The organism is Armatimonadota bacterium, assembly GCA_016869025.1.
Taxonomy (GTDB): Bacteria; Sysuimicrobiota; Sysuimicrobiia; order Sysuimicrobiales; family Humicultoraceae; genus VGFA01.
In genome coordinates this window covers 1-12,974 of record VGFA01000004.1, presented here as the reverse complement: position 1 = coordinate 12,974, position 12,974 = coordinate 1, and the positions used below count along the sequence as shown (strand labels likewise).

The window sequence follows — 12,974 nt, the reverse complement described above, 5'->3', positions numbered from 1 at the left end:
GTGCAAGGCCGGTGAGCAGCTCCGGCCGGCGTGTCTATCTGACCGATCTCCCGCTGGAAGAAGCGCTCTCCCGCTGGACAGGCGCGCTGCGGGCGCGCGGCCTGCTGGAACCGGTGCCGGCCGAGACGGTTGACGCGTCCGATGCCTGCGGCCGCGTCACCGCAGAGGCGGTCTGCGCCGCGCGTTCCGTGCCGCACTACCACGCGGCAGGGATGGACGGGATCGCGGTGCGCGCGGAGGACACCTTCGGGGCTTCGGAGACCACGCCGATCCTGCTGCCCCCGGATCGCTTTGTGACCGTCAACACCGGCGATGCGATGCCCCAGGGCGCGGACGCGGTGGTGATGGTCGAAGAGATCCGGGATGTCGGGGGCTCGTTTGAGATCCTGGCGCCCGCGGTGCCCTGGCAGCACGTTCGGTCTGTCGGGGAAGACATCATCGCGACGGAACTGCTCCTTCCCCAAGGCCACCTCATCCGCGCCGTGGACGTGGGCGCGATGGCGGCCGCCGGTGTGACAGCGGTGATGGTCCGGCGGCGGCCGCGGGTTGTGCTCATACCTACGGGAGACGAGGTGGCAGATGCCGCCGGTCCGCTCCGTCCCGGCCAGGTGCCCGAGTTTAACACCGCGATGCTTGCCGCGGAGGTGGCGGGTTGGGGCGGCCAGGCCTTTCGCCACTCAATCGTGCCCGACGATCCCGAGCGCCTGGCCGCAGCGATCGAGGCGGCGGTTGGGACCGCAGCCGGGGCCCGAGCCGCGACCGGGACCGAGGCGGGCTGCGACCTGCTGGTCGTCAACGCGGGCGCCTCGGCCGGCGAGCGAGACCACACCGCCATGGTCTTCGAGAAGATGGGCGAGGTGCTTGTGCATGGCGTGGCGATCCGGCCCGGCAAGCCGGTGATCCTTGGGATCGTGCGCGGCCGCCTGGCAATCGGCCTGCCCGGGTACCCCGTCTCCGCCATGCTCACCTTCGATCTGTTTGCAAGGCCGATCGTGTACGGACTGCTGGGGCTGGCGCCGCCGGAGCGGGAGAGGTTGCGCGCCACGCTCGTGCGCAAGGTGCACTCCACGATGGGCGTGGACGAGTTCGTGCGCGTGACCGCCGGCAGGGTGGGCGGCCGAATGGTGGCCGCGCCGCTGGGCCGGGGCGCAGGGCTGGTGACCTCGCTCGTGCGGGCGGACGGGATGCTGGTCATCCCGCGGACAAGCGAGGGCATCGAGGCCGGCGAAGAGGTGGAGATCGAGCTGCGGCGCCCCAGGGCCGCGATCGAGGCCGCGGTACTGGTCGTGGGCAGCCACGACGTGGCGCTGGACGTGGTGGCCGACTTCCTGCACCGCGCCGATCCCGGCGCATCGCTCACATCGGCGCACGTCGGCAGTCTGGGCGGGCTGCTGGCGCTGAGCCGCGGCGAGGCGCACATGGCAGGCGTGCACTTGCTGTACGAGGCCACGGGCGAGTACAACGTGCCCTACGTCCGCCAGTACCTGCCGGGCCGCCCCGTGGTGCTGGTCACCCTTGCCCACCGGGAGCAGGGGCTGATGGTTCAACCCGGCAACCCGAAGCGCATAGGGAGCATCGCCGATCTTGCCCGACCTGATGTGCGCTTCGTCAACAGGCAGCGCGGCGCCGGTACGCGGCTGCTGCTGGACTACGAGATGCGCCGCTGCGGCCTGGCTCCCGACCAGATCTATGGATATGACCGCGAGGTCTACACCCACATGGCAACCGCAGCCGCGGTCGGTTCGGGTGCGGCCGATGCAGGGCTCGGCATTCTGGCAGCGGCAAGGGCCATGGGGCTGGAGTTCGTTCCGGTGGCGCGCGAGCGGTTCGACCTGGCGATTCTGGAAGAGCACATGGCTGCGCATCCGGTCCGCCGCGTGCTGGAGGTCTTGGACCGCGACGATTTCAAGCACGCGGTGGCCGCGCTGGGCGGATACGATCTGTCGGCGACCGGCACGCGGATACGGGTCCTGCCATAGCGGCTGAGCACGCCAGAGTCAAAGGGGGTGGACTCGTGGCAGTCGAGGTGGGCGATCAGGCACCTGATGCGACGCTTATCAACTACGATCGCAAGGCCGTACGGATCAGCAACCTGCGTGGAAAGCCGGTCGTGCTGGCGTTCTTCCCCGGTGCGTTCACCGGGACGTGCACCAGGGAGATGTGCACCCTCCGCGACGCGATGGCCGCGTTCAACGCATTCGAGGCGCGGGTCATCGGGATCAGCGTGGACACGCCTTTCGCGCAGAAGGCGTTCGCCGACCAGCACGGCCTGAACTTCCCGCTGCTGTCGGACTTCAACCGGGAGGCAGTTCGCGCCTTTGGCATCGAGGACCCCAACTTCGCCGGCGGGCTGCTGCCGGGGGTCGCCATGAGGTCGGTCTTCGTGCTCGACCGCGACGGCGCCGTGCGGTACAGGTGGGTCGCTCCCACCCAGGGTACCGAGCCGGACTACAACGCAGTGGAGCAGGCGGTCAGCGCGCTGGGGTAGGCGCGGGGGCTTGGACAACCGCCGGCGCTGGGGTAGCCGCGGGGGCTTGGACAACCGCCGGCGTCAGTTTCGCCGCCCGCACGCCCAGCAGGCGCACCGGGCGGTCCAAGGTTACCTTGTTGAGAAGGGCCACCGCGGCCTCCGCTATCGCCGCACGGTCGTCCGTCGGAGCCGACAGCGTGCATGAGCGCGACACCGTGATGAACGTGGCAAACCTGACCTTGAGCGTGACCGTTGCGGCACGATAGCCCTGCTCACTGAGGTCGCCCGCGACCCGGCCAGCCAGCCGCGCGACCGCTTCGCGCATCACCTCCGGCCGGCGCAGGTCCACCTGGAAGGTGTGCTCCCGGCTGACCGACTTGGGCTCCCACTCAGTCTGGACCGGGCTCTCGTCAATGCCGCGGGCAATGCGGTACAGGTGGGCGCCGACGCGCGGCCCGTACTCTTCCTGCAGCCGCTCCTCCGGAATGCCGGCCAGATCGCCAACGGTCTTCACACCGAAGGTCTCGTACAGCCGCTCCCCGGTCTTGGGCCCGACGCCCCACAGGATGGTGACGGGCATCGGTGAGAGGCGCGCTTCCACGTCTCCTTCGGCAATCACGGTCAGACCCGCCGGCTTGTTGAGACCCGAGGCGATCTTGGCCACGAGCTTGTTCGGCCCTACGCCGACCGACGCCGTCAGCAGCAGTTCGGATGCAATGCGCTCCTGGATGGTTCGGGCTATGACCTCGCCCGGTTCCGGGAGGTCGGTGACGTCGAGGAACGCCTCGTCCAGGCCAAGCGACTGCACGCGGGCGCCGGTGCCACGCAGGATCGCGTGCATCCGCTCGGAAACCTCCCTGTATGCCTGGAAGTCCACCGGCAGGAAGACGGCCTGCGGGCACCGCTGGTAGGCGGTGCGCAGCGGCAGGCCCGAGTGCACACCGAAAGGGCGGGCTTCGTAGGAAGCGGTGGAGACCACCCCACGCTGGCTCGGGTCGCCTCTTCCGCCAACAACGACAGGGCGTCCGCGCAGCTCGGGCCGCCGCAGCTGCTCAACCGCGGCGAAGAACGCGTCCATGTCCACGTGCAGGATAGTGCGGCCGGTCATGGGCACCCCTGGGGTCGCCTTCGTTCTCCCGTGAACGGTTCGCGGTGTTCGGTGGCGCGTTCCTACCATGAGGATGGAGAATGTCGGTGGCGCGTCTCTGATTGAGGAGGGAAGGTAGATGATCAGGCTCGACGGGAAGACGGTGCTCGTCACCGGAGGCACGGCCGGGATTGGGCTCGCAACCGCGCGACTGGCCCTGGAGCTGGGGGCCCGCGTGGCGGTTGCGGGACGGGATCCAGAGCGCGGCCGCAGCTCGGTCGCCGGGCTCGGCGACGACGCGCTCTTCATCGAGGCCGACGTCGCGCTTGAGGAGGACGTGCGGCGTATGGTCGCCAGAGTGCTCGAGCGGTTCGGCCGGCTGGACGTCCTGGTCAACAATGCGGGCGTGATCCACCGGCGACCCGTCCTCGAAGAGGAGCCGGAGGGCTGGGACAATCTGATGGCCGTCAACCTCCGCGGGGTGTTCCTCTGCTGCAGGTACGCGCTGCCGGCTCTGATCGCGAGCCGGGGCGCGATCGTCAACGTGTCCTCGGTGCTCGCGTTCCGTTCTGCCGCAGGCCGCACCCCTGCCTACGATGTCAGCAAGGCCGGGGTCGCCGCGCTGACGCGCTCGCTCGCCGTGCGCTACGGCCCGGACGGCGTGCGCTGCAACGCTGTCTGCCCAGGGTTTGTGCCGACCGACCTGAACCGCGACTCCTGGGAGACGTGGACGCCCGAGCATCGCGCGCAGGTCATCCAGACCTACCCGCTGCGCCGCCTGGGGACGCCGGAGGACGCTGCCCGGGCGATTCTGTTTCTCGCTTCGGACGCGGCCTCCTGGATCAGCGGGGCCGCGCTCCTGGTGGACGGCGGGCTGTCGGCGGCGTAGATAGGGAGGCGCCCCAGCGTCGGTGCCCCCAACCGCGGTGTCTCCAACGGCGGTGTCTCGCGCGGCCACGCCACCTCTTGACTTCGGCTTCACTGGATAGTATTGTTTCACCAACCGGTGAAAGAGCCCAGTAGAGTGAAACCGCCATGAACAGCGAAACTATCGCGAACCGCGAAACCGCTCGAGGTCTCGAAACAGCCCTGGTCTCTGAAGTGAAGGGGCGCCTCCAGGGCCTCCTAGGGAAGGTCCCCTTCATCCGCCTCAAAGGATGGCAGAGCGATGCACGGGATGGAGGCAGCAGGCGGGACCTGGCGCTCAACATCGCGGTTGACGGTGAGCGGTGGCAAGTGCTGGTTGAGGTGAAAGGGAGTGGAGAGCCCCGGCTCATCCGAATCGCGACCCAACAATTGCGGGCAGCCACCTTCGACAAACAGCGGACTTACCCCGTGGTCGCCGCCCCCTATATCAGTGAAAGCTCCGGGGAGATCTGCCGGGAAGCGGGGGTCGGCTTTGTGGACCTGGCGGGCAACTGCCGCCTCGTCTTCGGAAAGGTATTCATCGAGTACCGAAACTTCCCCAACCCACGGCTAGAGCGGCGTCCGCTACGCTCCCTCTTTGCTGCTAGAGCCAGCCGCGTACTTCGAGTGCTTCTAGAAGACGTGACGTGCCCCTGGCGGGTGAAAACCCTCGCCCTGCAGGCCGGAGTAAGTATTGGCCTGGCATTCAAGGTGAAGCAACGGTTCCTCGACCTCGAGTACGGCCAGGAACAGGACAAGGGGTTGAGGCTAACCAAGCCGGAGGAACTCCTCCGGCAGTGGGCGGCGAACTACTCATACCGCAGGAGTGAGTCTTTGGATTGCTATGGGCCGGGCGATCCTCCCGAGTTGGAGGAGCAACTGACCCGCTACTGCGCGGGCAACGACATCCGGTATGCCCTGGCGCTCTTCTCGGGAGCAGCCCGAGTGGCTCCCTTCGCGCGGTATGCGCGAGGGTTCTCGTATGTGGTCACAGATCCCCAAGGACTGGCCAAGCGCCTTGGGTGGAAACCTGTACCCTCTGGCGCGAACTTCACGATCCTGCGGCCATACGATGACGGGCTTCTGTACGGCGTGCGCAAGGTGGGCAGAGACGTCGTGGTGGGTGACGTGCAACTCTACCTGGACCTCGCAGGATACAAGGGCCGTGGTGAAGAGGCGGCGCAGTTTCTGCTAGAGCAGAGGCTCCGACCGCAATGGTGACGCGGGGGGGACTACTCGCCTGACGCGGTCGAGGCATGCAAGGCCGTCCTCATAGAACTGGTGCACGTAATGGGTGAGTTCCGGGGAAACATGGTCGTTGTGGGGGGATGGGTGCCATGAGGAGTCGTACCTGACCATCCTTCGCGCCCTGCAGGCCCGTGGCTATCGTCAGGACCCGACGCAGCCATTTAGGTTCTTCCGCGATGTGCCGGTGCAGGACGCAAGGGCGAGGAAGACTCGGGGGTGCGACCTTGCTTTTGCGGACACGGTTAGTGTCACCGTTGACGGAGCTCTCCCCGGGAGTGGTCGGGACCGCGTGGTATTGAGTGTGGCCGGTGTTGTCCCGTTTCTGGTGATGAAGGGAATGGCACTGGCTGGTCGTCTGAAAGAGAAGGATGCTTACGACATTCTGTACTGCGTGCGCTACTTCCCGGTTGGATTCTTGAAGCTGGCCGAGGCCTTTCGCCCGCGCCTCACCCACGGGTTGGTCCGGGAAGGGCTGGGGAAGATCCGACGGCAGTTCTTGTCGGTGGAACATGCCGGCCCCAGCTGGGTGGCGGACTTCAACGAAGTCCGAGACCCAGAAGAGCGCGCCATCGAACAGCGCCGCGCCTTCGAGCTGGTGACGGCGTGGCTGGACGCCCTGGGGATCGAACCCTGGCCGGGATATTGAGCGGGTAGCGTTTCCGCCCGCTGGCTCAACGCGTGGGAAGCATCGTGCGGTTGGCGCGATTGCCAGCAGATGGCGCCCGGGCTATAGTAAGACATAGCAGTTCAATAGCGATCCTCTGGGGGAGCTCGGGCGAGCCGGGCTGAGAGTGCGACCTCCCGTACACGGCGCTGTCGCAGACCCCATACACCCGATCCAGATAATGCTGGCGTGGGGAAGTAGGGCAGAAGGTCGTGGCCGCCAGCCCTGGACGGGAAGGCGGCCGCCGGTTTGTGAAGGCGGCTTGGCGAGGGTGCAGGATGTCGGGTGGGATCGTCGCCATAGCGTTGGTTATCGCCGCGGCGCTGGGATTCGCGCTTGCCGGTGTCGTCCACGCGCGCGCCCGGCGCCTCTCGATCGAGGACTACATCAGCGATCGGAACTCGGCCGGTACAAGCGCGACCGCGACGACGCTCGTGGCCTCGGCGATGGGCGCATGGATCCTCTACAGCCCTGCGGAGGCAGGTACCTGGGGCGGGCTGACCGCGCTGGTCGGCTACGGCCTAGGGAGCGCGGCGCCGATGCTGGCGCTCATCCCGCTCGGCCGGAGGATGCGGGCGCTGATGCCCTGCGGGCACTCGCTGACCGAGTTCGTGTGGCTGCGGTACGGAAGGGGGATGTATGCCCTGACCCTGGGGGTGATGCTCTTCTACATGTTCGTGTTCCTGGCCGCCGAGACGACCGGGATTGCGCTGGCGGTCAGGCAGGTGGCGCAGGCGCCGCTTCCACTGACCGCGGCGCTGGTCGGCCTGGCCACCGTTGCCTACACCGCCTACGGCGGACTGCCTTCCACGGTCTTCACCGACCGGATCCAGGCAGCGGTGATCATGCCGCTACTGGTGGTGGTCCTCTCGGGCGTGGTGGTGGCGATGGGCGGCGGCGGAGCAGTGCTCGAGAAGGTGCGCAGCGGCGCGCCGGCGCTGCTCTCGCCGGGGCACCGTCCGGGCATCGAGGCCGCCGTGACGTTCGTGATCGCGATCCTGGCCGCCAACCTCTTTCACCAGGGCTACTGGCAGCGGGTCTACATCGCCAGGGACAGCCGGGTCCTGCGCAATGCGCTCCTCGCATCGGCCGCGGTTGTGGTGCCCATTGTGGCCCTGCCCGGCCTGCTGGGCATCGTCGCGGTCGCCAGCGGCCGCGCGGAAGTGCCGTCGGTAGCGTTCTTCAGCCTGCTGCTGGGTGTGGCGCCGGCCTGGTTGGTGCTCACCGTACTGGTGCTGGCGGTGGCGCTGGCGATGAGCAGCATTGACACGCTGCTCAACGGGCTGGCCGCGGTGTTTACCTCGGACCTGGCCAGGCTTCGTCCGGCGGCCGGCCCTGCGCCGCTCCTGCGATGGTCGCGCCTGATCACGGTCGCGCTGGCCGTCGCGGCGATCGCGGTGGCCTCGCGCGGGTACAGCGTCCTCTACCTGTTCCTGGTCGCCGACCTGGTCTGCGCCGCGGCAATGGTGCCGGTCTTCGCGGGCATGTACGCGCCGCGCTTCAGCGGAGCGGCGGCGATGGTCAGCGCGCTGGCCGGTCTGGCCGCCGGTGTTGCCTTCTTTCCGAACCCGGGCTTCACGCGCGGCCACCTGCTGACGTCGTTTGCTCTGGCCGCGTCCGTGCCGGCGGTGATTACGACTGCGCTGGCGTTTGCCGGCCGGCCGTTCGACTTGGAGCGGCTTCGGACGCTGGTGCGGCCGCTTGCGGGACAGTCCGGCACCGAGGCCGGAAAGCGACCTGATCCATGACAGGATAGAAGACAGGATAGAAGAAGGAGGCAAAGAAGTGTCCACACGCAAGCTGGTTCTTGCCGCGTTCTTCGCGGCGCTGCCCGTGGTGCTTTCGTTCGTGCCCGGGTCCATCCCCGTGGCAGGCGCCAAGCTACTGCCCTGGCAACACATGACCAATGCGATCGCAGGGGTTCTGCTGGGGCCCTGGTACGCCGCGCTCGCCGCCACCGTGGCCGCGATCTTGCGCAACCAGTTCGGCGTCGGCACGCTGCTGGCGTTTCCAGGAGGCATACCCGGTGCACTGGTCGTAGGATTCGCCCACATGCTCTGGCGCCGGTCCTGGGTTGGCCTGCTCGAACCGGTCGGAACCGTGGTGGTCGGAGCCACGGTCGGCGCCGCGCTTGTGGCGCCGTCCCTGATGGGGAAGGCCATCCCGTTGGGGACGCTCGCATACCTGTTCCTGGCTAGCAGCATTCCGGGCGCGATACTCGGGGTTCTGATCCTGCGTGCCCTGGAGCGCGCGGGCGTGGCAGCGCCAGCCGGGAGGTTGTCGCGGTAGCGATGGCACACCTAGGCGACCGCGCCGCATTGCTCCTGGCAGCTGTGCGCGAGCAGCGCCCGCTTGTGCACCACTTGTCCAACTTCGTGACGATGCAGGCGGTGGCCAGCGCCACGCGTGCGGTCGGCGCGCTGCCGGTGATGGCGATGGCAGGAGATGACGCGGAGGAAGTGGCCGCTGCTGCGGACGCGCTGGTGCTGAACCTGGGGACACCCACTCCGGAGCGCCTCGAGGCGATGCTTGCCGTCGGGCGCGTGGCGACGGTGCGGGGTATTCCCATCGTGCTGGATCCTGTGGGCGCCGGCGCGACGCGCTACCGCACGGTCGCGGCCGGCCGCCTGCTCGATGAGTTGCTGGTGACAGTTGTACGCGCCAATCCTGGTGAGGCCGCGGCGCTGCTGGGCCGGAGCGGGTTCGTCCGCGGGGTGGAATCGGTGGGTTCTGCGGGGTCGGCGGTGGGATCGGCGGGTGCGGGTGGCGCGGGTGACGCGGCCGCCTTGGCCGCGGCGCTCTCGCGCGAGCGCGGCCTTGTCGCGGCGGTGACAGGCGCGTGCGACTACGTCGCCGGCGCCGGCCGCGTTCTGGTCGTCGAGAACGGGCACCCATGGCTGGCCGCGATCCCAGGGGCAGGGTGCATGGTCACCGGGGTGATCGGGGCCTTCTGCGCGGCCGCCCGCTCATATGCGGACGGTACGGGACCTCTGCTGGCCGCCGCCTCGGCACTAGCGTGCTTCGGCGTGGCGGCAGAGATCGCCGCTGCACACGCGCGCGGCCCTGGCACGCTGACCCCGGCCCTGCTGGACGCGCTCTACAATCTGACAGCTGAGCAACTCCGGCAGGCGGCACGGGTGAGGGAGGGCTGATGCGTTTCGGTCCGATGGGTTTTGATCCAAGCGTGTACGTCATCGCCGATCGCGCCTTCGGCCGCGGCCGTCTGCTGGAGGACCTCGTCACCGCGGCCGTGACCGGCGGCGCGACCATGGTTCAACTGCGTGAGAAGGTGTGGTCCGCCGGCCGGGTGGTTGAGGCCGGGCGCCGGCTGCTTGAGATCACGCGAAGGGCCGGCGCGCCTCTAATCGTCAACGACCGTGTTGACATCGCGCTGGCCGTTGGCGCCGACGGTGTGCACCTGGGGCCGGACGACCTGCCGGTGGCTGACGCGCGCCGCCTGCTCGGGCCGGAGAAGATCATCGGCGCCTCAGCAGCAACGGTCGAGGAGGCGCTGATGGCGCAGGCCGAGGGCGCCGACTACGTTGGTGTGGGCAGCATCTTTCCAACCAGTTCCAAGCCGGACGCAGGCGAGGCGATAGGGGTCGAGCCCCTGACCCGGATCAGGGCGGCGGTGGGGATCGCGGTGGTTGCCATCGGCGGGATAACCTACGACAATGCCGCCCAGGCGATTCGTGCCGGCGCCGACGGGGTTGCGGTGATCTCGGCGGTGGTCGGCGCAGACGACGTGGCCGGTGCGACGCGCCGCCTGTTGGAGGCCGTGCGTGCGGCCCGGGGATAGCCCGCGCATCTCCGATGATAGCCCTCGGAGGGCTGGTTCTGGCGTGCGCGTCTCCGACCTGGGCGAACTGGTGCTGCTGGAGCGCATCACCGCGCGGGTCGCACGCGCCGGCCGCGGGGCTCGCGCCGGCACGCATCCTCGCGATGAGGCGGTGGCCGGCGATGGTCGGCAGCGCTGCGATGTGGTGTTGGGCATAGGCGACGACACCGCGGCGCTGCGGTGGACACCCGGTGCCCTGGTCCTGGCGACCACCGACGCACTGGTGGAGGACGTGCACTTCCGGCGCGCCACCAGCGCGGCGGCCGACACCGGCTGGAAGGCCCTGGCCATCAACGCCAGCGATATCGCGGCGATGGGCGGCGTACCGAAGCACGCGATTGTCTCGCTCATGCTGCCCGGCGACCTGGAGGCTGCCTGGGTGGATGGACTCTACGACGGCCTGCTGGAGATGGCCGGGGAGGCGGACGTCGCCGTCGTCGGCGGCAACCTGGCGCAGGCGCCGGTCGTCGTGGTGGACGTGGCGCTGCTAGGTGAGGTCGCGCCCGAACTGCTAGTACGTCGCGTCGGCGCGCGCCCCGGCGATCTGCTGGCGGTTACTGGCACCCTGGGCAGGGCGGCCGCGGGGCTGGCAGTGCTTGAGGGGCTGGGCGACACGCCGGACGATCCTGCGCTCGACCGCCTCCTGGCCGCGCAGCGCCGTCCCCGGCCGCGCCTGCGTGAAGGCCGGGCCCTGGCGGAGACCGGCGCGGTGCGGGCCATGATTGACATCTCCGATGGCCTGCTGCTCGACCTATGGCGGTTGTGCGAGGCCAGCGGTCTGAGCGTGCGCCTGGACGCCGGAAGGGTGCCAGCGGATCCCGACGTTGTTGCAGTTATGGCCGCAGCCGCGGCCGTAGCTCCTGGTGGTACGCGGGCCGGGTCCAGCCACGCGCTAGACCTGGCGCTTGCCGGCGGCGAGGACTACGAGCTCCTCTTCGCTGTGGCGCCGGAGGACGCCGACCGGGTGCTGCGCGGCCTGGTCGAGGAGACCGGCACTCCGGCGACGGTGGTCGGCGAGTTCACCGGGCACGGTACGAGCCGTATCGTCGTGGATGAGGGTGGGCTGGTGCGGCAGCTGGATCCAGGTGGATGGACACACTTCAAGGAAGATCTCCGATGACGGTTCCGCGCGCGATGACCATAGCCGGCTCCGACTCGGGCGGAGGCGCCGGCATCCAGGCCGACCTGAAGACCTTCACGGTGATGGGTGTCTTCGGCACGTCGGCCATCACCGCGCTCACCGCTCAGAACACGACTGGAGTCACCGGCGTGGTCGAGATGCCGCCCGAGTTTGTGGTCCAGCAGATAGACGCGATCATGAGCGACATCGGAACAGATGCCGCCAAGACCGGGATGCTATCCAACGCGGCGATCATCGAGGCGGTGGCAGGCGCGGTGCGGCGTTGGGGCATCAGATGCCTCGTTGTGGATCCGGTGATGATCTCCAAGAGCGGCGCGCCGCTGCTGCGGCCCGAGGCCACCGAGGCCCTGCGCCTCCTGCTGCTTCCGCTGTGCAAGGTCGTGACGCCCAACCTGCATGAGGCAGGCGTGCTGGTCGGCGGGCCCGTCCGGACTCTCGCCGAGATGGAGGAAGCGGCGCGCGCGATCGGCGCGATGGGGCCACGGTACGTCGTGGTCAAGGGCGGGCACCTCCAGGACAGCGACCGGTCCGTGGACCTTCTCTACGACGGCGCAACGTTCCGGCAATTCGCCGCTCCCAGGGCGGCGACGCGGCACACCCACGGCACCGGCTGTGTCTTCTCCGCGGCCATCGCCGCGGGCCTGGCGAGGGGACTTGCCGTGCCCGACGCGGTCGCCCGGGCCAAGGAGCTCATCACCGCGGCGATCTCGGCCGGCCTGCCGATCGGAAGGGGACACGGGCCTGCCGATCCGGCTGTGGTATTGCGCCGGCCTATGAGCGAAACCTTCCACCAGCCAGATCCCACCTAGGCCCGGGCGCCGCCCTTCTGTCACGGGCCCATTGGTCACTCCGCCATTCGTCTGGCACACACCTGCTTGAGGACAGGCACGACATTCGCACGGTCCAGGAATTCCTCAGCCACCGGGATGTGAGCACGACCATGATCTACACGCTCGTGCTGAACCGGGGGCCCGGGGCGGCTCTGAGCCCTTTCTATCGGTTCACCGGGGTGTAGGGGGCGGCCAGACCCGGTGGGGCGGCGGCCCGTGGAGGCATCTCCAGGATTGCGGGAGTATCATCAGCGCGCGATAATCGGGCCAAGAGCCGGGCGGCGTGCGGGGGCCGCCGCCAGGTCGGTGAAGGATGGAATGGGCAGATCTGTCTATTGCGGCGGCGGGTAGGGGGTCGCGGGCTCGGCTCATAAGGAAGCGAGCGGGATCAGGGAGAACATGGTGGTAGGTGCTAGACTGCAGGGCTTGCTGTGTTTGGGGGTTTAGGCAGGTCTGTCCATTTCTTGTTAGCCTGCCCACCAGGGCAGAGGAGGAACATTTCATGGCTACACCCAAAGGATATGTTGACCAAGAATATCTTCAGGTTGCTGGAGCGTTTCTCAAACAACTCAAGCAACGCACATATGCACGTATGCACATTCAAACAGGGCACAAAGTGCTTGATGTTGGATGCGGCCCTGGCATTGATACCATAGCACTTGTGGAACGTGTCAACACCTCTGAGACAAGTTCCTTTGTGAATTAGGCTCCCGGTCGCCACACCTCCTTCGTGGTCGTTTGGATCTGCGGTCGGTTGATCCAGGCCGCCGTGGGAAGCGGCCACGGCCTG

14 protein-coding genes and 1 riboswitch are annotated in these 12,974 nt (G+C 68.3%); of the genes, 13 read left to right on the top strand and 1 reads right to left on the bottom strand.

What is annotated here, in order from left to right; genetic code table 11:
- Positions 1 to 11: 11 nt before the first annotated feature.
- Positions 12 to 1,979 carry a molybdopterin biosynthesis protein gene (locus FJX73_03800; GenBank protein ID MBM3469898.1) on the top strand — a complete coding sequence of 656 codons (1,968 nt, stop codon included), beginning with the start codon at positions 12 to 14 and terminating at the stop codon, positions 1,977 to 1,979.
- Positions 1,980 to 2,014: 35 nt separating this feature from the next.
- On the top strand, positions 2,015 to 2,488 hold the full coding sequence (locus tag FJX73_03795) for a peroxiredoxin (GenBank protein MBM3469897.1): 474 nt from the start codon (positions 2,015 to 2,017) through the stop codon (positions 2,486 to 2,488).
- Here the strand turns inward: FJX73_03795 and FJX73_03790 are convergent.
- Complete coding sequence (locus tag FJX73_03790) at positions 2,472 to 3,578, bottom strand: DNA polymerase IV (GenBank protein MBM3469896.1); 1,107 nt, start codon at positions 3,576 to 3,578, stop codon at positions 2,472 to 2,474. The genes FJX73_03795 and FJX73_03790 overlap by 17 nt on opposite strands.
- 118 nt (positions 3,579 to 3,696) lie before the next feature.
- On the opposite strand from FJX73_03790, the gene FJX73_03785 reads away from it, so the two are divergent.
- The 11 genes from FJX73_03785 to FJX73_03735 all read left to right on the top strand — a co-directional run bounded on the left by FJX73_03785 (position 3,697) and on the right by FJX73_03735 (position 12,890).
- The gene (locus tag FJX73_03785; GenBank protein MBM3469895.1) at positions 3,697 to 4,446 is read left to right on the top strand and encodes an SDR family oxidoreductase; all 750 of its coding nucleotides are present in this window, start codon (positions 3,697 to 3,699) and stop codon (positions 4,444 to 4,446) included.
- Between the two features lie 146 nt (positions 4,447 to 4,592).
- The gene (locus FJX73_03780) at positions 4,593 to 5,684 is read left to right on the top strand and encodes a hypothetical protein (protein ID MBM3469894.1); all 1,092 of its coding nucleotides are present in this window, start codon (positions 4,593 to 4,595) and stop codon (positions 5,682 to 5,684) included.
- Between the two features lie 316 nt (positions 5,685 to 6,000).
- Positions 6,001 to 6,357 carry a hypothetical protein gene (locus tag FJX73_03775; GenBank protein MBM3469893.1) on the top strand — a complete coding sequence of 119 codons (357 nt, stop codon included), beginning with the start codon at positions 6,001 to 6,003 and terminating at the stop codon, positions 6,355 to 6,357.
- 107 nt (positions 6,358 to 6,464) lie between these two features.
- Positions 6,465 to 6,588, top strand: a riboswitch (TPP riboswitch).
- A gap of 65 nt (positions 6,589 to 6,653) precedes the next feature.
- Positions 6,654 to 8,123, top strand: a complete 1,470-nt coding sequence (locus tag FJX73_03770; GenBank protein MBM3469892.1) for a sodium:solute symporter — start codon at positions 6,654 to 6,656, stop codon at positions 8,121 to 8,123.
- 37 nt (positions 8,124 to 8,160) lie between these two features.
- Entirely contained in the window at positions 8,161 to 8,664 is a 504-nt protein-coding gene (gene thiW, locus FJX73_03765) for an energy coupling factor transporter S component ThiW (GenBank protein ID MBM3469891.1), read from the top strand.
- A gap of 2 nt (positions 8,665 to 8,666) precedes the next feature.
- On the top strand, positions 8,667 to 9,527 hold the full coding sequence (thiM, locus tag FJX73_03760) for a hydroxyethylthiazole kinase (GenBank protein ID MBM3469890.1): 861 nt from the start codon (positions 8,667 to 8,669) through the stop codon (positions 9,525 to 9,527).
- A 14-nt stretch (positions 9,528 to 9,541) separates the two neighbouring features.
- On the top strand, positions 9,542 to 10,174 hold the full coding sequence (gene thiE, locus FJX73_03755; protein ID MBM3469889.1) for a thiamine phosphate synthase: 633 nt from the start codon (positions 9,542 to 9,544) through the stop codon (positions 10,172 to 10,174).
- A complete protein-coding gene (thiL, locus tag FJX73_03750) occupies positions 10,128 to 11,333 on the top strand; it encodes a thiamine-phosphate kinase (protein MBM3469888.1) in 1,206 nt (401 codons plus the stop codon). Before thiE ends, thiL begins: the two co-directional genes overlap by 47 nt.
- Entirely contained in the window at positions 11,330 to 12,163 is an 834-nt protein-coding gene (gene thiD, locus FJX73_03745) for a bifunctional hydroxymethylpyrimidine kinase/phosphomethylpyrimidine kinase (protein ID MBM3469887.1), read from the top strand. Before thiL ends, thiD begins: the two co-directional genes overlap by 4 nt.
- Positions 12,115 to 12,369, top strand: a complete 255-nt coding sequence (locus tag FJX73_03740; protein ID MBM3469886.1) for a hypothetical protein — start codon at positions 12,115 to 12,117, stop codon at positions 12,367 to 12,369. Before thiD ends, FJX73_03740 begins: the two co-directional genes overlap by 49 nt.
- Before the next feature lie 317 nt (positions 12,370 to 12,686).
- The gene (locus FJX73_03735) at positions 12,687 to 12,890 is read left to right on the top strand and encodes a hypothetical protein (protein MBM3469885.1); all 204 of its coding nucleotides are present in this window, start codon (positions 12,687 to 12,689) and stop codon (positions 12,888 to 12,890) included.
- The last annotated feature ends 84 nt before the right edge of the window (positions 12,891 to 12,974 follow it).